Source organism: Zunongwangia mangrovi (genome assembly GCF_900112105.1).
GTDB lineage: Bacteria > Bacteroidota > Bacteroidia > Flavobacteriales > Flavobacteriaceae > Zunongwangia > Zunongwangia mangrovi.
Genome location: NZ_FOKV01000003.1, coordinates 195,495 through 213,387 on the forward strand (window position 1 = coordinate 195,495; position 17,893 = coordinate 213,387).

At 35.5% G+C, this 17,893-nt stretch carries 17 protein-coding genes; 4 read left to right on the forward strand and 13 right to left on the reverse strand.

Features of this window, described 5'->3' with window-relative positions; genetic code table 11:
• Window positions 1-308: 308 nt before the first annotated feature.
• Genes BM201_RS09205 through BM201_RS09220 form a run of 4 tightly spaced genes read right to left on the reverse strand, consistent with a single transcriptional unit; the run spans window position 309 to window position 6,449 of the window.
• Entirely contained in the window at window positions 309-1,643 is a 1,335-nt protein-coding gene (locus BM201_RS09205) for a TolC family protein (protein WP_092541879.1), read from the reverse strand.
• A 17-nt stretch (window positions 1,644-1,660) separates the two neighbouring features.
• Window positions 1,661-4,765 (reverse strand): efflux RND transporter permease subunit, encoded by a 3,105-nt coding sequence (locus BM201_RS09210; RefSeq protein WP_092541881.1) that lies wholly within the window; start codon window positions 4,763-4,765, stop codon window positions 1,661-1,663.
• Window positions 4,766-4,786: 21 nt separating this feature from the next.
• Window positions 4,787-5,833 (reverse strand): efflux RND transporter periplasmic adaptor subunit, encoded by a 1,047-nt coding sequence (locus tag BM201_RS09215; RefSeq protein ID WP_092541883.1) that lies wholly within the window; start codon window positions 5,831-5,833, stop codon window positions 4,787-4,789.
• Between the two features lie 22 nt (window positions 5,834-5,855).
• A complete protein-coding gene (locus tag BM201_RS09220; RefSeq protein ID WP_092541885.1) occupies window positions 5,856-6,449 on the reverse strand; it encodes a TetR/AcrR family transcriptional regulator in 594 nt (197 codons plus the stop codon).
• Window positions 6,450-6,632: 183 nt separating this feature from the next.
• On the opposite strand from BM201_RS09220, the gene BM201_RS09225 reads away from it, so the two are divergent.
• Window positions 6,633-7,172: a glutathione peroxidase gene (locus tag BM201_RS09225; RefSeq protein ID WP_092541887.1), complete on the forward strand. Its 540-nt coding sequence runs from the start codon at window positions 6,633-6,635 to the stop codon at window positions 7,170-7,172.
• Window positions 7,173-7,236: 64 nt separating this feature from the next.
• Here the strand turns inward: BM201_RS09225 and BM201_RS09230 are convergent, their stop codons facing one another.
• Together BM201_RS09230 and BM201_RS09235 are read right to left on the reverse strand one after the other, a co-directional pair.
• Complete coding sequence (locus BM201_RS09230; protein ID WP_139219187.1) at window positions 7,237-7,911, reverse strand: hypothetical protein; 675 nt, start codon at window positions 7,909-7,911, stop codon at window positions 7,237-7,239.
• A 14-nt stretch (window positions 7,912-7,925) separates the two neighbouring features.
• Window positions 7,926-8,357 (reverse strand): hypothetical protein, encoded by a 432-nt coding sequence (locus tag BM201_RS09235; protein WP_092541891.1) that lies wholly within the window; start codon window positions 8,355-8,357, stop codon window positions 7,926-7,928.
• A gap of 277 nt (window positions 8,358-8,634) precedes the next feature.
• Here BM201_RS09235 and BM201_RS09240 point away from each other — a divergent pair, with 277 nt between their 5' ends.
• Together BM201_RS09240 and BM201_RS09245 are read left to right on the forward strand one after the other, a co-directional pair.
• Window positions 8,635-9,225, forward strand: a complete 591-nt coding sequence (locus BM201_RS09240; RefSeq protein WP_092541893.1) for an FEKKY domain-containing protein — start codon at window positions 8,635-8,637, stop codon at window positions 9,223-9,225.
• Window positions 9,226-9,628: 403 nt separating this feature from the next.
• Window positions 9,629-10,555, forward strand: a complete 927-nt coding sequence (locus BM201_RS09245) for a hypothetical protein (protein ID WP_217643052.1) — start codon at window positions 9,629-9,631, stop codon at window positions 10,553-10,555.
• 155 nt (window positions 10,556-10,710) lie between these two features.
• Here the strand turns inward: BM201_RS09245 and BM201_RS09250 are convergent, their stop codons facing one another.
• The 5 genes from BM201_RS09250 to BM201_RS09270 all read right to left on the reverse strand — a co-directional run bounded on the left by BM201_RS09250 (window position 10,711) and on the right by BM201_RS09270 (window position 14,545).
• Window positions 10,711-11,292 (reverse strand): hypothetical protein, encoded by a 582-nt coding sequence (locus tag BM201_RS09250; RefSeq protein ID WP_092541895.1) that lies wholly within the window; start codon window positions 11,290-11,292, stop codon window positions 10,711-10,713.
• 143 nt (window positions 11,293-11,435) lie between these two features.
• Window positions 11,436-11,996: a hypothetical protein gene (locus BM201_RS09255; protein ID WP_092541897.1), complete on the reverse strand. Its 561-nt coding sequence runs from the start codon at window positions 11,994-11,996 to the stop codon at window positions 11,436-11,438.
• Between the two features lie 18 nt (window positions 11,997-12,014).
• Window positions 12,015-13,199, reverse strand: a complete 1,185-nt coding sequence (locus BM201_RS09260; RefSeq protein ID WP_092541899.1) for a TlpA disulfide reductase family protein — start codon at window positions 13,197-13,199, stop codon at window positions 12,015-12,017.
• Between the two features lie 72 nt (window positions 13,200-13,271).
• Complete coding sequence (locus BM201_RS09265; protein ID WP_092541901.1) at window positions 13,272-13,877, reverse strand: hypothetical protein; 606 nt, start codon at window positions 13,875-13,877, stop codon at window positions 13,272-13,274.
• A 182-nt stretch (window positions 13,878-14,059) separates the two neighbouring features.
• Window positions 14,060-14,545: a glycosyl-4,4'-diaponeurosporenoate acyltransferase CrtO family protein gene (locus BM201_RS09270; protein WP_092541903.1), complete on the reverse strand. Its 486-nt coding sequence runs from the start codon at window positions 14,543-14,545 to the stop codon at window positions 14,060-14,062.
• Between the two features lie 154 nt (window positions 14,546-14,699).
• Between BM201_RS09270 and BM201_RS09275 the strand changes: the two genes are divergently transcribed.
• Window positions 14,700-15,734, forward strand: coding sequence for a nucleoside hydrolase-like domain-containing protein (locus BM201_RS09275; RefSeq protein WP_092541905.1), 1,035 nt, complete (start codon window positions 14,700-14,702; stop codon window positions 15,732-15,734).
• A gap of 36 nt (window positions 15,735-15,770) precedes the next feature.
• Here BM201_RS09275 and BM201_RS09280 read toward each other — a convergent pair whose 3' ends face one another.
• Both BM201_RS09280 and BM201_RS09285 read right to left on the reverse strand, forming a co-directional pair.
• Window positions 15,771-17,183 (reverse strand): serine hydrolase domain-containing protein, encoded by a 1,413-nt coding sequence (locus BM201_RS09280; RefSeq protein WP_175487014.1) that lies wholly within the window; start codon window positions 17,181-17,183, stop codon window positions 15,771-15,773.
• A 28-nt stretch (window positions 17,184-17,211) separates the two neighbouring features.
• Window positions 17,212-17,868 carry a DUF2461 domain-containing protein gene (locus tag BM201_RS09285; protein ID WP_092541909.1) on the reverse strand — a complete coding sequence of 219 codons (657 nt, stop codon included), beginning with the start codon at window positions 17,866-17,868 and terminating at the stop codon, window positions 17,212-17,214.
• Between the last annotated feature and the right edge of the window lie 25 nt (window positions 17,869-17,893).

Consider the following 17,893-nt stretch of genomic DNA (forward strand, 5'->3'; position numbering starts at 1 on the left):
AATTAGGTAAAATAAGGCAGAATTATTTTGAAGCTAGACCGCAAACGAAGCTATAAGGCTAGTTTGAAACAAAACGTAAAGTTTTTGATACTATGCAGAAAGGTTTTGGAGCTCTACACTGCCGAAATTCATTCAAGAATGAGCTGAATTCTTCAAAAAATGGTAATTCATTTATTAAAAAATAAAAATTTCAAACTTTAAATGAGAAAATATCAGCTTATTTCCGAAGAAAAATTAAACAAAACAATACACCGATATTCGATAAAAACAGACCTTATTTTTATCGAATATCGGTGTATAAAATTTAGTTATTTTGAACTGGAAATATCTTCTAATTCTGGAGCTTCAAGTTTGTTATTTCTGTACAGGTAAACTATTTCCTTGCTTTGGTAATTTGCGAATGCATTAACCAGTTCTGTCTTTGCTTCCTGCTGTAAACGCTGTGCATCAAGTAGGTCTGAAAGATTGTTTAAACCGCTGTTGTAATTATCCCGGTGCACTTCTAAATTTTCTTCAGCATAAGTCAGGTTTTCTTCAGTAAATTCAATTTGTTTGTAGGCATTTTGTAAATCGTACCAGCTTTGCATAATGCCAATCGTAATTTGATCCTGAGCTTTCTTTAACTGGTTTACCGCAATTTCTTCTTTAATTTCCTGTTGCTTTACTTTTTGTTTTTCAGCACCCCACCATGCAGAAATCGGGATACGTACAAGACCAAATGCCATTGGTTGAATATCAGAATCTAATCCTGTACTAAAAGTGCCGTATTTTACTGCATTTACACCAACCGAAACCTGAGGCAGCATCTCTGCTTTGGCCAGTTTTGTTTGTAATTTTGAAGCCTGAATTTGCTCACCCAATAAGCGATAATTAGAATTTGCAGATACATTTGTAGTATGCTCGTATTTTAATTCTGGCGGAATAACCTCATGCAGAGTATCCACCGCCACAGCGCTAGTATCATAATTTAAACCTGTATATAAGGCCAGATCTAGTAGCGCTAGTTTTCGCAAATTAGAAAGCTTACTTTCATTAAGTAAAACTTTACTTCTGTTTACTTTTACCTGAAGTAATTGATTTTTTGCGATCAATCCGGCATCCAACAAATCCTGTTGTTGTTTCAAAAGCTCGTTTAAATAAGCCTTAGAAGCCTTAACTACTTTTTGTTGTTCCTGCAATTGTACTAGTTGCCAGTATTTATTTTCAGTAGTTAAAATAACCGAATCTATAGATTGCTCTGCTCTAATTTTATTAGCTTCTACCTGTATTTCTGCAAGTTTATTTGAATTTCTAACGCTACCACCGGCAAAAACAACTTCAGATGCTGTAGCCGATGCCAGATATACATTATCAATTTCAGGAATTCCCAGCATCGCGATGGGATCTATAATATTATCAAAAGCATAAATGGCGCCACCTAGGGCTTCAATGTTTGGGAAATAATGGGCTATAGCTTCTTGACGTTGCACATTGGCCTCTTCGATTCTAAGATTTCCGTTTTTAATATCGTGACTATACTTTAGTGCAGCATTTTTAGCTTCTTTCAGCGTAATTTTAGTTTCCTGCGCATTGCTGGTATAAGTAACAGCTAAGATTAGAAAAAATAAAAGCTGTTTTTTATGTATCGAAAAATTAGTCTTCATTTTTAACAATTTCAGGTTTAAGCATTTTCAGTTTTCTTTTCTTCAGTATTTCTAAAGAACATCCAGTATAATGCTGGTAACACATAAAGCGTAAGTACCATCGAAATCATGAGTCCGAATGCTATTACGGTTCCCAATGGTCCCCATAAACTCGATCTACTTATAATCATTGGGATTACACCCACTGCGGCGGCAGATGAGGTTAAGAAAATAGGTCGCATTCTTCGTTGTGCTGCTAAAATAGCGGCATCTTTAACGCTGTAATTTTCTTTAAACCGAAGTTCGTCTGCAAAATCAATTAGGATAATTCCGTTTCTGACTACGATTCCGCATAGTGCCAAAATCCCCAAAAACGAAGTGAATCCAAATGGATACTGCATTAGCATTAATCCTAGTGCAGCGCCCAAAATACTTAGCGGCATCGTGATAAAACTAAGACTGGCGTGTTTTATAGATTTAAAATGCCAGATAAGAATTAGGAATATTACCAAAACACTTATCGATAGTGAAATTCCCATTGGCACGAGGTTTTCCTGTTGCATTTCGAACTCGCCACCATAATCTACTCTTATCGAATTAGGAATATCAAGATTATCGATTTTTGGTCTTAGTTTTTCTAAAACCACATTGGCAACGGCACCTTTGGTAATATCTACTCTAACCGTTAAACAGCGCATCCCGTTACGGTGTGTTATTTGCTCTTCCTGCCAGCCGGGCTCTACATTTGCCACCTGCCTAAGCGGAACCATACTCTGGGTTTTTGCTGAAAGTATAGCAAGTTCATTAAGATCTGCTACGGTTTGAGATTTATTATTTTCAGCCTTAATTTTTACCTGAATCGCATAATCTTCATCGTAGATCTTTGTAGCGTTTAGACCTTCCATATACATGGCAACAGTATTCGCGATATTCTGTTTGCTTAATCCTAACTGGGCAGCTTCATCTTTTTTAATGTCGATATTTATGGTTTTTTCCATTTCGCCAAAATTGGTACGAGACCAGATGGTTTCTGGCGTTTGCCTTGCCAGATTGATAATACTGTCTCCATAAGCACGAAGTTGGCTAATATCATTTCCGTATAAACGAACCTCTATAGGCGCCGGCTTGTTAACCATATTTAGCTGTTTCATCCTGAAATAAGCATTGGGAAACATCTTTGCGTAATGCTCGTCGTAATCTTTTAAAACTTCTTCGGTAGCATCTTCAGAAGCAGTGGTTACCAGAATTTGGGCAAAGTTTTTAGCCGGTAGGTTAGGAGCATAAACCATGTGAAAACGTGGTGAACTTTCACCAATAAAGCTGGTATAGTTTAAAACACGTTCATCGTCTTTAAGAACTTTCTCTTCAAATTGGCTTACCACTTTTGCCGTTTCATCGAGATTACTGCCTTTGGCCAGGTAAACTTCTATTGCAAATTGATTTCGTTCAATAATTGGGAAAAGTTCTCGGGTTAAGCCTGAAAACAAAATGATCCCCAAAATAACAGATGCCAGCCCAATGGCAAGGTTTAATCTATAGTGCTTCATCGCCTTTTTAAGTGAAGCATTAAAAAAGCCCTGCAAACGATCTAACATCGATTTTTTATTTTCCTTGTCTGTTTTTTTGTCGCTATGAAGTCCTTTTTTAATGAAAACCGTATTAAAAAATGGAACGATTAAAACTGAAATTGCCAGCGATAAAAACAAGGCGATCATTATCGTGAAAGGGAAGGTGCTTAAAAAGTCTTTTGCCGTACCACTTAAAAAGAATACCAAGGGTAAAAATGTTGCTGAAATCGCTAAAGTTGCCGTAAATACTGAAGGGAAAAGTTCTAAAGCACTGTGATAAGCCGCTTTCCAAATCGATTCGCCTTCATCTAATTTTTCAACATGATTGTCTATAATCACAATAGGATCGTCTACAACAATTCCTAAGACGATAATAAGCGCTGCGAGCGTCACTGTGTTTAATTCCATTCCCAGCATATACATTACGGCAAGCGTAGAGGCAATGGTAATGGGAATGGTAGCCGCAGCTACAGATGCAACTCTAAAAGGTAACAGGAATAAAGCGACCAGGATTACGCCAATTAGCGCATAGCCAAATTCTTTCATAAAATGCCCAATAGCGCTGTGAACTACTTCAGGCTGATCTGCAATTTTTACAATTTCGATATCTTCAGGCAGATTGCTTTCGATGGTATGTAAACGCTCTTCGATCTCTTTCCCAAACTGAACGATATTATTCCCTTTGGCCATCTCTAGAGTAATGATCATCGCTTTGGTACCATTGGTTTTGGTAAAAGCATCTGGATCTTCGTATTCTCGTTTAACTTCAGCAATATCTTTTACTCTAATTATGCTTCCGTCGTTAGTGGTGCGCACGATTTGATTGGCAACATCAGTTTCATCCTTTAAAAATGTATCAATGTGAATTGGCCGGTCAAATTCATTTCCCTCTAAAGTTCCGCCGGGATTAACGCTTCCCTGTTGCTGCAAACTTTGCATTAGCATTCCCGGACTAATCCCGTAAGTGGCTAGTTTGTTTTGATTGGTATAGACCGCGATTTGTTCTGTTAAACCACCGTCATGGCTAATTTTTGCAACGTTTTCTAATTGTCGCAGATTATCTTCAATATCCTCTACATGATGCTGTAAATCTTTGTAGGGGCGGGAAGAAGATTGAACTGCGAGGATCATGGCAGCGGTACTTCCAAATTCACTATTTACCAGAATTCCGCGGACTCCCGCTGGCAGTTGTTGTTGCTGAAAAACTAATAAGCCGTTTTTTAATTTATTCCAAAATTGCTCGGTTGCATCTTCATCTACGCGATTGGCAACTTCAACATATACATACATGCGACCATCCTGAGAATACGAATAGGTTTTGGTTTTGTCTACTTCATTAAAACTAAAAAGATACTCTTCAACTTTGCTGGTAAGTTCTTGTTCTACTTCTTCTGAATTTGCTCCCGGATAATAGCCAATTAATAATCCCTGCCTAATGGTAAAATCTGGAAATTCATTTCGTGGCATATTAAATAAACCAAATAGTCCTATACTTACCAGAAGAAGAGCTACGGCAAGCGGAAATGATTTATTTTGCATTGCCCATTCTATGATAGAATTGTTTTGCTTTTTCATAATCTAAACGAGTCTTTTAAATTATTGGGCAATTTTAATTGGGGTATTATCGGTAAGTTTATGATATCCCGAAGTAATTACCTGGTCTGAAGCTTTTAAACCTGAAGTTATGGCAATGCCATTGCTGTAAAGCTTTCCTGTGCTAACCTGCTTTCGTTTAGCCTTTCCGTTTTCTGCAACAAATACAAAATATTCGTTTTCTTCGGTTACTGAAACTACTTTAATAGGCAAAATAATTTCAGAATCATCTGATTTTTGATTTTGATTGAAATCGATAAGCGCTGTACAGGACATTCCTGGTTTTATTGATTTCTCTGGGTTTTCCAGAAGAATTTGAGCGATATAAACCGGATTTTGCTGATTAGATTGAATGGAAATTTCAGTCACTTTTCCGAAGAAAAAATCATCTCCCAAAGCATCGATTTTTACCTTTGCGCTATCTCCTTTTTTTAGTTGATTTACTTCAGCATCTGGCACAGGAATAGCCGCTTTTACGGTATCTATATTTAGCAATTGAAAAACAGGTCTGCCCGGGCTGGCCAAATCGCCAGATTCCATGATCTTAGCACCAATATAACCACTAAAAGGCGCATATAATTTACTGTGTTTTACATTTTGAAACGCAGCATTGGCCGCTGCTTTTGCTTGATTGTATTTTGATCGCGCTTCGATCATTTTAATTTCAGCAATGCTTCCTTTTTGGTACACTTCGTTTATGCGTTCGTAATTTTCTTTGGCAAGATCTGCCTGAGCTTTACGAGCTTCATATTGCTCTTTATAAGCGGTAGCGTCTACCTGGGATAAAAGCTCACCTTTTTGTACAAAATCGCCCATTTCAGCATTAATAACTTCAATCGTTCCGCCTATTTGAAAACTAAGATTCACTGTTTTGCTGGCAATAATTTTACCTGTAAAACCAGTGTTTTTGGTATTTAGTGAATTAGTATGTTCACCAATTGTAATCGTCTTAACAGCGATTGGTTGGATAGCAACAGATTTCTCTTTCTCGCCACAACTAATGGCAAGCAAAGCAAGAATCGCAAACAATGTGGGACAAATGTTACGCATATTAAATAAGATTAGGATAAGTTTAGTTTTGAAGTCCTTTGATCATTAATTGATTAATCCACTCTAATCGATCGAACATATCGTTAGAAAATCGCTGATATAGAAAAATTTCTTTTTCCAGGCTATCGGTTGCCGTTACCAGTGCCAACGCCAAAAAATTGATGTCCTTTTTGGGAACAGGTTTAATTTCTTGTTTTTCGATCGCCCAGTGAATACAATTTTCGATAATGCTGATTTCTTCGGTTCTAATACCGTCTAAAAGCTGATATAAAAAACTAGTGTTTTCTTTTAGATCTGTGAGTAAATAGGTGTAGGTGTTAGAAAGCGAGATTAGATGTTCTAGTTTTATCTTTCTATAATTAGAAAGGTTTTTTTCGATGCTGAATTCTTTTGAAACCTTTTTTGAAGTCTCCTGAATTCGTTTTTCGTATTCATTCTTTACAAAGGCTTCGAAAACTTCATTTTTATTCTTGAAATAATAATATAAAGTACTTCGCCCTTTTTCTGAAGCCTTAGCGATATGATCCATAGTCGCTTTTTTATAACCGTGATCTCGAAATACGGTTTTGGAGGCTTCTATAATCTGCATTTTTACAAAATCTTCTTTAGAATCCATTTTTCGACAAAAATTAAAATTATGTCTAATTTTAAACAAAATTACAATTTATGTCTAAATGTAAATCTTTCTAAGTTGTTAATTTTTAGTCTGAACGTCTAAAAAGTGAATGGGAGGTGAAGAATTTTAAAGGTTGAATTTTAAAATAAATACTTACTTTAGGCTGAAATTAAAATATAGAAAATGAAAAGATCATTTTTAATACTTGCTTTGATGTGTATGACAAGCCTTTTCGCTCAAAAAGATAAGACGATTTATCAATTTAAGGTTGAAGATATAAATGGTGAAACTTTCGATCTAAGTTCACTTAAAGGGAAAAAGGTGATGATCGTGAATACGGCGAGTAAATGTGGATTTACGCCGCAGTATGCCGAATTGCAGCGTATTTACGAGCAATATAAATATGGTGACTTTGTAATTATTGGATTTCCATCTAACGATTTTGGAAATCAGGAGCCGGGGAGTAATGAAGAGATTTCAGAATTTTGCCAGAAAAACTACGGAGTAGATTTTCCTATGATGGCAAAGATTACAGTGAAAGAAGAAGAAAAGCATCCATTGTATCAGTTTTTAACCGAGAAATCTAAAAATGGTTTTAAAGATTCTGAAGTAAAATGGAATTTTCAGAAATATCTAATCGATAGAGACGGGAAGCTTGTCGCGGTAAAAGACTCGAATGTGGTTCCAGGTGATAATTCGATCTTAAGTTGGATTCAGAAATAATTCCGCTTAAAATAATAGAAAACAAAAAGGGTAATCAAATTACCCTTTTTGTTTTTTACTAACTTTATTGCTGTACTAAAGTTATACTCATTGTAGCATATTGCGCATCAGATACACCTTCTGCACCTGCGTAAACGTTGGTAGATCTACCAAAATAGCCTTCGCTAGAATTATATTTAACCCATTCTCTTCCTTGCACATTGATAGTGTAAGTTGTTCCTGCGACCATACTTACATTTGCTACCATGGTAGTATTTTGACCCAGGCTGTAAAATGTATTTCCAGGGAACGATTTTGATACTGAAGTTATATATTTTTCTTTAATAACATTGTTATTGACCATAAATCGAACAGATCCCTGGCTGGCACCATCTTGATAATGCGTAACACTATGACGATGGGATGAGCTATAACTTGTGTTTTCAGTAAATGTTGTATTTGTTGGTGCTCCAGATGCATAATAAGCGCTGATAATAAATTGGAATGTTCCTGTGTATGGAGCTGTAAATGTACCGTTTAAGCCAGGTAAATTTACATATTCCCTGTTGTTAGAACTTGCTCTTACTTCATTGGTTTGATTGTACTCTACAGAAAAGGTATTATGCCCAGAACGTACCCATCGGCTACCATTATAATAGTAAAATCCCTGGGTAACATCATTTGTAGTTTGAGTATTAAAAACAAGTAACCCAACTGGCGGGGTTGCTGCCATAGAAGAAACGTCTGTCGTGCTCGACAATGCTACCCGGTTAATTAAATTCCTTTGTTCGTAGATCCCAGATCCAAGGATGCTGCAGGATTTGGTGCGCTGTTATTAATCCCAACAGAACCTGTAGCCTGAATATTAATATCGTCCTGATATGTTGGATAAGTTGGTGCGCCGTCATTTTCTATCCCAATAGTTAAAAGTCCGTTTTCATCAGTAGAGCCATTTCCACTAGCATTATCCTGGTATTTAATATATCCATAATCGTTTCCAGGATTAGCGGCACTTTTAAAAATTATCGAAGATTCGCCACCGGCGTTGGCATGCTCTAATACCATCGTACCGGTGGTAGGAGAAGCTGCAGTTCCATTTTCCTCGTAAACATGTAAAGTTCCCTGAGGGTTTGATGTACCAATACCCACCTGGGCATTTAGGCTTAAAGTCAAAAATGGTAGGGTAAAAAAGTAAATTTTTTTCATTTTATTGTTTAATGCTTGTTAATGAAGCAAATGTAGTCAGATATTTACGAAGTATGGTAATTTTTAGGAATATATTAATGAAGTGTCGATGATTAGCATTCTAATTGAGATAATCTGATTTTCTGCTTTTTAGCTATTAACGTCGAATTACCAAAATACTTAGTCGGTTAATTTTATTTCACTATATTTAGATAGATAATTAGATAATTTTTGGCACCAAATTGCAACAATATTTTATGCCTATCGTCTATTAATAAATTCATCAATCAATCTGAATATGAAAAAGCTCTTTTTTATCATTGTTTTACTATTTGCTATCAACCTTAAAGCCGAATCCAAAGAAGTAATTGCTGAGGTTATTTTCGAGAACAAGACTGATCTGCCTATCTCTTCGGGAACTTTTTTTATTACTGAATTAGATAAAGAAATTAAAATCACTTCCGCAGAAAGTTTTAAAATAACATTACCTGAAAAAGGCAAATATCAGTTTGGTTTTTATTCTGAAGATTTTACCAGTTATACGTATTATCCTGCCAGAATCACCTCTAAAAAGAATATCATTACCATAAGGTTAGAGCAGAAACCAACTACTGAAACTGCGTTAAATTATCGAAATTTGGCAAATCCTGAAGATCTTGGTGTAGGAATGAACTTTATCTATAACGGATTAAATAATAATCCTATCGATTTTTCTAAATTTACCGAAGCTTATGGTGTGGGTATGGTTACTAAAAATTGTGTCGTAGACCCAATAACTATGAAGCGTGTTACCGCACATAATCAAAAAGTAGTAGAGTACCTTATCGAAAACTTTGGCGAAGAATGGAGAGATAGTTTACCTGCAACTCCATTCGGAATCAAAAAATAGTAGTTCCATCAAATTTTATTATTAAAATTAGAGCCATGCGTTATACTGATATTCACTGATTTTTGCGTTAATTTTTAGTGTTTAAGTCTGTTGTCGCTTTGTGTTTTTCGAACTAATTTACTGTTTTAGCCACCGATACCGAAGGGAACATGATTGGTATCCATTCCATGAACTAAAAAAGTACGACCAAAACCAACAATATCAGCACTGTGTTTTCTGTAAAATTATAGCATATTAACCAGTTTCAATAATATGTAAGCAGTTTAAAGGAAGCACAGTCAACTTATGCTGTAAATATTCTAAATTGAAGACTTTGTACGTTTTTGAGGTAACTTATTGTAATTTCTTCGGAAGAAAATAAGCCTCAAAACAACTGATTTAAACTGAAATTAGATAAATATTCATGGCATTTTTAAGAATCACTGGTCTTATATTTTTATGCGGAATTACTCTTTCCTGCGGAAATAAAACGCTTACTACCAAAGCTCAAAATAAAAACAGTGCGGCAGTTTCAACTGAAGCAAAAACACTTCAGCTGTATCGTGAGATGATGATCGCTAATCCGCCAGATTCCTTAAAATTAGATCCTTTTTATAAAAAGTATATTGATGCTTTTGGGATTCCGGTGGTCTCTTCAGAAAAAGTTCCAGATGATGCGCTTGCTGTGGCTCGTGATATTGTAAATTTTATGCTGGTAAAACGTCCTGATATACGGCAGGAACTTCAAATACGCGGAGCCAGAATATTAATTATGGCTGAAACCGAAATGGAAACCGATCTACCAGAACGCAGCGACTGGAAAAAGCCGGCAATAGACGATGTTCGGTTAACGCCGGGGGAACGTGAAAATTATAATAAACCAGGCGGAATTGGTAGCCAAACCGATAAAGAATATTGGAACAAGCGTACCCGTGGAATGGGCGGAACGGTAACAAGTTGCGCCGAGGAAAATTTATTGGGATATCCAGATACTCGATATTATGGCGAAAATATTCTGGTACACGAATTTAGCCATAATATGATGAGCGCTTTACGAAAAACCGATCCAAAGCTATATGCTGAAATTGGCAAAGCTTACACTGCAGCCAAAGAAAAAGGATTGTACAAAGGCCAATATGCCATTAACACCGTAGCAGAATATTGGGCAGAAGGTTCGCAGTGGTGGTTTTGGTCTAATTACGGGTTTTATGATGGCGGAAAATATATCGTTTCGCCTAGCGATCTGGAAGAATATGATCCTGTACTTTACAACATTTTGGCTAAGGTGTATCATGAACATCACATTCCGGCAGATGTTTATTATGCGCAGAATAAGGAACCCAGATCTTAAAGTTTTATTCGATAATCGAGCTTAAACGCAGCCAGGCTTAACTTGAAATAAAGATAATTTTCAAACAAATGTTTCTAAGCTTTCTCCTGATTTAGTCTACTTCTAAAATTCTGAATTTTCGTTCTGTTTCATTCAGTAAAAAATCAAGTCAGGATTTATATAATTTCGGAAAGAAAAACAATTCCGAAGATCCAACCCAGGTAAAGAAAAGTGTAGGATATTGAGTAAGCTGCTGCTTTTGTAAGGTTGCCTGAAGTTGCATTGGCATGTTTAAAAACCTGTCGCAAAGCTCTAAAGAAAATCCAGTAGAGCATCATGATAATGATAAATAGCGAAAACCAAAAAATCGCTTCCAGCAAGAGCATAGCAACAAGAATTAAAATGCTCATCACGATCCAAAGCAGGATAGAAAGTATTAGTCCGCTTAAGCCATCTCCCACATCAGTGTCTGTAGAATCGAAGCCTCCCGGGGCCTGATAGTTGAAAAGAGAACCTTTGGTATAATTTCTATAATTAGGAAAATCATCTTGTAATCCCAGGCCTTTGTATAAACCATAAGTCATAAATGCGAATAGTAGCGTACCAATTATCGAAAGCGAAATATAAAAGTTACTGGTTAGTGCACGATTATAATTAATTCCCGTAAGCCAAACGGTTACAGCGGTCACGGCAATAACGATGAGGGAAATAATAAAAATGGTTTTTCCTTTTAGATAAGGTTTTTTAGATGCTTTCATTTTGATTGATCTAACTAAGATGGATGATTTTTAAAAAAATATAAATTCTATTGGCACCGCCAAAGGGTATAATATCCCCGAGGCTTACCTTGAAATTAAAAAATTATTTTTAACGAATGCCTTATGGGCTTACCCAAGGTAGTTTACTTAAACAATCGTGTCCAGATTTTTTTGAATAAGTTTTTGAAGGTTTTTTGTTGTTGCCAGTAATCTTTATAAACATATATGCTCATCCATTTATGACTTTCTTCGACAGCCCAATTTTCCAAATTTTTCAGGCTTGAAGCTTCTGCGTAGAAAGTTTCATTTTCCGTTAAAAAATTCTCCCACGAATAATAAACTAGTGAAAAAGGATCCAATCCATAGTCCTCATTATAACTAAGAAAAAGCTCATAAAGTTGCTTTAATTGGGCGTAAATATCATTCTTGGCGATGATCTGTTCCATAAAGTGTTGAATATGCTTAACAGGATCATCTTTTTCTTCTTCTATGGCTTCAGGAATCCCTAGATCGTTTAGAACAGCACTCACGTAGTTTTTGATTTCTTCAGAATCTACTGGTTTAGAAAATGAAGCTAGCATATAAATATTGTCAGTCTCAAAACCATTTTTTAAAAGTTCAATAGCCCAATCTACTGTAATATCGTAGTTAAACGGACTAACAATTTTATGAAACTTTATACGATGTGAAAGATCTTGATTCATGCTTAACTAGATTAAAAATCACTCCTTTTCAATTTCATTTTTTACCAACCCGATAAGCGCCTTTCCATGAATATTCTTAGCAATAACGATCCCGTTTTTATCTAAAATAAAATTTGCAGGGATTGTCCTGATTCTTATTTTTTTCAGGAAATCTGTATCGTCACCCTGTAATTCTGAAAGCTGAATCCAGGCATCGGCGCCATCGCTTTCGGCCGCCATCTTCCAGGTTTTTTCGTTGCTTTCTAAAGCATAAGCGATTATTTCTAAACCTTCGTTTTTATATTCTTCGTAAAGCGGAACCAGGACTTTTCGATTTTCTTTTCGGCAGGGAACACACCAGGATGCCCACAGGTCGATAATCGTTAATTTTGAACCTAAATTTTTGTGAATCGAAAGACTGTCTTTAGTAATCGATGGCAGCATAGCTTCAGGAAAGGTATCGCCAATTAAAACCGGTAAACTTTGGCGTGCCCCCATTTCACAAAGCTCATTTAACCAGTAATTATCAATATTTTTTTCTTGCCATTTTTGGCATTGTCGCACTAAAAATTCTGGAATACGTTCAAAATCATTTTCTGGTCTTACCCAACGTAAAGCCTGCATTGCGGGCAAAATATGTTCGCTGTTATCAGCGAAATCCATCAATGATTTTTGATAATTTAAGATCGCTTCCTCTTTCTGGAGCAACTGGCTGCCATCTTCTATCTGCCAGGTTTTATTGGCCAGATATTTTTGATAGGCATTGTTTTTTAGATCTCTAAGTTGAAGCAAGGCCCTATTTTCTTCGGAAGGATTTTCGATAGAAAAACTTTGTTGAAATTCGTCGAAATTCGCCGCTATTTTTATGGATTTTTGCTGAAAGATCACCGGCATATAATTCGAAGATTTTGGATCTTCAGAAATTAAATAATTTGGAGCTTTGCCGGGAGCCTGAAGTACAATTTCCAATAATCCTGAAGCCGAATTCCCTGAAAATTGCTGAAAACTAAAAGAACCATCTTCAGCAATAGTCGCCGAATCGATAACTTTTCCAAAAAATGAGGCTGCAACCTCATTTAACTTTTCTGGCCGAATCAAATAAAGCTTATGATCTGAAGTTGCATTTTTTATCTTTCCGGTAATGGCGACATCAGTCGTGCAACTGGCCAGGAATAATGAAAAAATTAGTCCTGCAATTATCGATTTTAAGTGAATTCGATTCATTTTTTAGAAGTCTAAAACTTGATGCCAAATTAACTAATTTCAGAAGTAATAGATAAAAATTGTTTTTCAGATTTAATTTTTTAGCCCGCTGCCAGGCTTGTGAGTTTTATTCCATTCTTTGTAAAATTCGACGAATTTTAGATGATCTTTAATCGCCTGTTTTTCAAGATCAAATTCTTTAAAATCAAAATCCCCGAATTCTACTTTCTCTAACTTCAGGATAAAACTATCGGTTTTATATTCGGCGATCAAACCGGGAAGTGTGGCGTAAGCCGTTGGGCCACCAACAAAATCAATTTCAGGAATAAACCAGCATTCTTCAGGAATAAATTTTTGATATTCTTCGTTTTCGTTAAGGATTTCTGGCAGCGCCAAAATTGCGGTATATCCATTTATTTTTTTCGAAGTTTCTGTAATACGCCACTTTACATTATCTGCAGCGACCTGTCTGGTAAACTCCAAAACCCTGGGAATGTAATATGATTTTTTCTGCTGAATGTCGCTGGCGATAAATTTGCTGTTTATGATGCTGTTTTGAGCAAGATTGTAGGCTGTTTCAAAAAACTGAAGGTATTCTGGCCATTCTGCCGTAACCTGATACTTTTTGTTATCTGAAATTACGATGAATTTAATTTCGGCCACCGCCTTTTTGTTTTCAAAATTCATCTGGTCTAACATAATTTCGTAGTCAGGATTGGGAACCGAATCTGGAATAAATCAGTAATTATTTCTGCGGAATAAGTCGCTTTTATTTCCTGACCAAAGAACGAATTCGTCATAAATGAGACGCATAAGATTAAAAAGAAGCTTTTATTCATATAAAATCGTGATGATTAATTATTTCATTTTTAATTGATAGATCATGCGATTCTTTTAGCCTCTTTTTTAGAAAGTATCTTTAAAAAGCGATCAATTCTGCCTTTATTTTCCTGTTGTAACAGTGAGGGATATAAATTCATTAAAATATTGACTAAAATGATCCAAAGTGAAAATAAATATTCCGCTCTAATTATTTTAATCATGGCAAAGATCATCACAAATATAAAGCCGATAAAATGACTAATTTCGGCAATAGTCATTTTCTGTTTTAATTCGATTAACTCTTCTGTGGTGGCTTTAGATTGCAACTGCAGCTTGGGATTAAAAAATCTAAAGAATGTGTTTTTTACGATCCATTTAAAAGCACCCAAACCAATGAATTTATTCAGTTTTCTACTTTTTATTAAGCTAATATTAGATAGTTTTCCGTAGAATTCCGTTTTTCTGAGCGCCGCATTTACGATCATCCCAACGATCCAGGAAATTAAACAAATAGATATACTAAAAGTGATATATTTTAAAGTCATCGAAAGATCGATCGAGGTTAAAACCCAAGGTGTCCAGTAGCTTAGGTTTTACTAAATTAAACAATCTTAGGTCTAAAAAGTAGAATTTTAATAAGATTGTTTTTCAATTAATAATATCTTTAAAATCCCTAAAAGCTTTTATCAATAAATCCCCATGAGAAAATTACTTTTCATCTTTCTTCTAATTTTAATTTCCTGTAATTCTAAGCCAACGAAACCCCGAGTATTAATTTTGTCTGATATTAATAATATCGGTGGCGATCCAGATGATAAACAATCAATGGCACATTTGTTTATGTATGCCAATGAAGTTGATATTGTTGGGATTATTCCAGATTTATGGGAAGGAAAAGGCGTAGAGGCAACAATACAAACCATCACAGCTTATGAGCAGGATTATAAAAATCCTGATTATAATTTTAAAGAGTTGAGTTATCCTGAACCAGATTATTTGCGAGATCAAATCGCCAAAAATAAAACAGAAGCTATCCAAAAAATTATTGCTGAAGCTAAAGCTGAAAACGAGAGACCGCTTCATATTTTAATTTGGGGGAATATGAATACGATGCGAGATGCTTTAAATACAGCGCCAGAAATTGCCGAAAATATAAGAATTTACACTATCGCTACGCATCGTATGGCTGCAAATGAAGATGCACAGCAACATTCTAAAGATACCACTGATTTTGGTATTCGAAGAAACTGGAATAACCCGGGCAGAGACGAAATTCACTACGATCCCCAATTTAAAAATCTTTGGTGGTTAGAAAATGATTGGGCGTACAATGCGATGTTTGAAGGGGCAGAGCCAAAGGAATTTCTGAATGAAATTAAGGAGTACGGAACTCTAGGAAATTATATTTGGGAAGTTGTACAACCGCATGATTGGGCGCGATATTTTAGAGCAGGCGATACTCCAACATTGCTTTATTTTTTAGAACCAGGCGTAGATATTAACGATCCAACTTCTAGTTCTTGGGCGGGTAAATATATAAAGCCTTTTCCTGAAGAGCGACCAAATTACTGGATTGATGATGCTGGCATCGAAGATTGGAATTACGCAAATCCTGAAAATACGTGGAATAATTTTAACCAGGTGTATCAAAATAGATTAGAAGGTCTTATGTTGAAGCGTGCCGAATGGTATGAAGATTACAGGCAGAAAATGAAAGAACTTTATTCGAAGTAACATAGTGACCTGAATTTTGCCAGTTAGCCAAAAGGATTAATTCTTAAGCAATTTTCTGCATCGCTCTATATTTTCCAGCAAAGTTCCTTTTTCAGGATTAAGTTCGTAAGCTTTTTGATAAGCTATTTCGGCTTTTTTATATTCTTTTAATTTTTCTAGATTTTGGCCTTTAATGTCCCAAACTTCCCAGTCTTCGGGTAATTCTCGAGTCATGATCTCGCTTAATTGCGCGCTTATTTTCCAGTTTTTATTTCCGAAGTTAAGCCGCTCTAACCAATAAATATCTAATATGTTGCTTGGATTTTTCTCATTCTTAAGCTTATAATATTGTCCAACCAAATCATTAGTTTCTTTTCTTTCTATAGCATCGGCAAGGTCGTAAGCGATGGTACGATTGGGGTGATTTAATTTAAATTCAGGATAAATGATCTTTAAACCAATATCATCAACCAGACTAACCGAATTAGAAAGCGTCACCACACCAGTTTTCGTATTCTTATTGTAAGCAACAAATGAAGTATAGCCACCTGTGCCACCATTGTGCAATAAAATTTCTGTAGAATTTTCTGGTTTTAAAACAAACCAACCGTTCTTATAAAACAGGTTGTTTGCACCTAGATCGTCGATTCCGGTCATATGCAGATTTTCAATTTTTGGTGCTTGAAACTGATCGTTATTTTCTTTCTGAAATTTTAAATAGCTAACAAGATCTTGCGTACAACTTATCAAACCACCAGCATACCGGCTAGGTCCTGTAAATTTCCAGTTTTTATTTTTGGTGCCAATATTTGTGGGCTGCACCAGGAGTTTTTTATTTACAGTAGCATGTTCTAAGTGACTATGATACATTTCACTATCCTGAAATAATTCACCAACCAGATCTGGAAAATCACTTACAGTTTTCTTTTCAATAATTCTTCCCAAAACACCAAAACCAAAGTTAGAGTAGCTCCAGGTTTTACTTGTATCGATTTTTAAATTATTTAGTTCGGTTTCTAAAAGTGCATTACTGTAGCCATTAAACGGATCAGACCAATCTTTAGGTGAAAATTGTTCAGATAATCTTGGCAAACCAGATTTGTGATTTCTTAGCTCATTTACTTTTACAAGCTTTAAATCTTTATTTTCGATATCTGGAAAAAAATCTGCGATCGATTTATCAAGCTCGTCTCCTAAATAAATTTTAGCAAGCCAGGCGGTAAAGGTTTTTGTTACTGAACCAATTTCGTACAAGCTTAAGTTAGTAGCTGTCTCTCCAGAAGCATCAATTTGCCCGTAATTAAAAAACTTCGCTTCTCCTGAAGGCAATAATATGCCTATTGAAATACTCGGATTGATCTCAAGTTCTGTACGTCGTAAAATTTCATTTTCGATGGAATCTGAAATGATCTGTTGACTAAATACAAGGTTAGAAACAAAACCGAAAAGACCAAAAAGTAATAACCGCATTCCCATTTAAATTGAATTTTAAGTTAGCTTAATCTACCGCCTCGTTTAGAAAATGGTTAAAAGGAAGCTGAATTTTATAGATTTTCAGCAATTGTTTTTCAAGGTCTTTCTGCGCCCAAAATTCGTTCGAAACAGGATGGATCATTGCGTAACTTTTATGCTTTAGCAATTCGATATCTTTAAATTCTTTCGGAAAATCCTTTGGAGCTCTTTTTAGTTTTTCACCATGAATTTCAGGGAAATAAGATTGAAATTGGTCGTTTTTAATGATATTTTTAAAATCTTCGGGATGATCATAAATATGCTGACGTATTGCTTTTAAACTTTGGGCATCCGGTTTGTAAATTCCGCCGCCAATAAAACAGTGATCGGGTTCAATATGCATATAATAGCCTGCGTGCCCACTTTTACGACCATCTTTTGCGAAAAAAGCTCCGAAATTTGTTTTATAAGGCGCTTTATTCTTAGAAAATCGAACATCTCTATAAATTCTAAACATGCATTTTTTAGGATCGTCTACATTGATTTGTGGATCTTGCGCTTTTAACTGCGGTAAAAAGTCTTCCAAAAATTGCAGAAACTCGTCTTTAGCTTCTTCGTATCTTGATTTATTGTCATTAAACCAATTTCTATTATTATTGATTTGAAGATCGATTAAAAAATGAAAAATTTTGTCGAAATCCATAGTTGTTGCTCCTTTTAGGAAGGAA

Excerpts from the sequence above, each read along its gene's own strand:
- BM201_RS09205 (WP_092541879.1), bottom strand. The coding sequence starts at position 1,643 with ATGAAGACTAATTTTTCGATACATAAAAAACAGCTTTTATTTTTTCTA.
- BM201_RS09210 (WP_092541881.1), bottom strand. The coding sequence starts at position 4,765 with ATGAAAAAGCAAAACAATTCTATCATAGAATGGGCAATGCAAAATAAA.
- BM201_RS09215 (WP_092541883.1), bottom strand. The coding sequence starts at position 5,833 with ATGCGTAACATTTGTCCCACATTGTTTGCGATTCTTGCTTTGCTTGCC.
- BM201_RS09220 (WP_092541885.1), bottom strand. The coding sequence starts at position 6,449 with ATGGATTCTAAAGAAGATTTTGTAAAAATGCAGATTATAGAAGCCTCC.
- BM201_RS09225 (WP_092541887.1), top strand. The coding sequence starts at position 6,633 with ATGAAAAGATCATTTTTAATACTTGCTTTGATGTGTATGACAAGCCTT.
- BM201_RS09235 (WP_092541891.1), bottom strand. The coding sequence starts at position 8,357 with ATGAAAAAAATTTACTTTTTTACCCTACCATTTTTGACTTTAAGCCTA.
- BM201_RS09240 (WP_092541893.1), top strand. The coding sequence starts at position 8,635 with ATGAAAAAGCTCTTTTTTATCATTGTTTTACTATTTGCTATCAACCTT.
- BM201_RS09245 (WP_217643052.1), top strand. The coding sequence starts at position 9,629 with ATGGCATTTTTAAGAATCACTGGTCTTATATTTTTATGCGGAATTACT.
- BM201_RS09250 (WP_092541895.1), bottom strand. The coding sequence starts at position 11,292 with ATGAAAGCATCTAAAAAACCTTATCTAAAAGGAAAAACCATTTTTATT.
- BM201_RS09255 (WP_092541897.1), bottom strand. The coding sequence starts at position 11,996 with ATGAATCAAGATCTTTCACATCGTATAAAGTTTCATAAAATTGTTAGT.
- BM201_RS09260 (WP_092541899.1), bottom strand. The coding sequence starts at position 13,199 with ATGAATCGAATTCACTTAAAATCGATAATTGCAGGACTAATTTTTTCA.
- BM201_RS09265 (WP_092541901.1), bottom strand. The coding sequence starts at position 13,877 with ATGTTAGACCAGATGAATTTTGAAAACAAAAAGGCGGTGGCCGAAATT.
- BM201_RS09270 (WP_092541903.1), bottom strand. The coding sequence starts at position 14,545 with ATGACTTTAAAATATATCACTTTTAGTATATCTATTTGTTTAATTTCC.
- BM201_RS09275 (WP_092541905.1), top strand. The coding sequence starts at position 14,700 with ATGAGAAAATTACTTTTCATCTTTCTTCTAATTTTAATTTCCTGTAAT.
- BM201_RS09280 (WP_175487014.1), bottom strand. The coding sequence starts at position 17,183 with ATGCGGTTATTACTTTTTGGTCTTTTCGGTTTTGTTTCTAACCTTGTA.
- BM201_RS09285 (WP_092541909.1), bottom strand. The coding sequence starts at position 17,868 with ATGGATTTCGACAAAATTTTTCATTTTTTAATCGATCTTCAAATCAAT.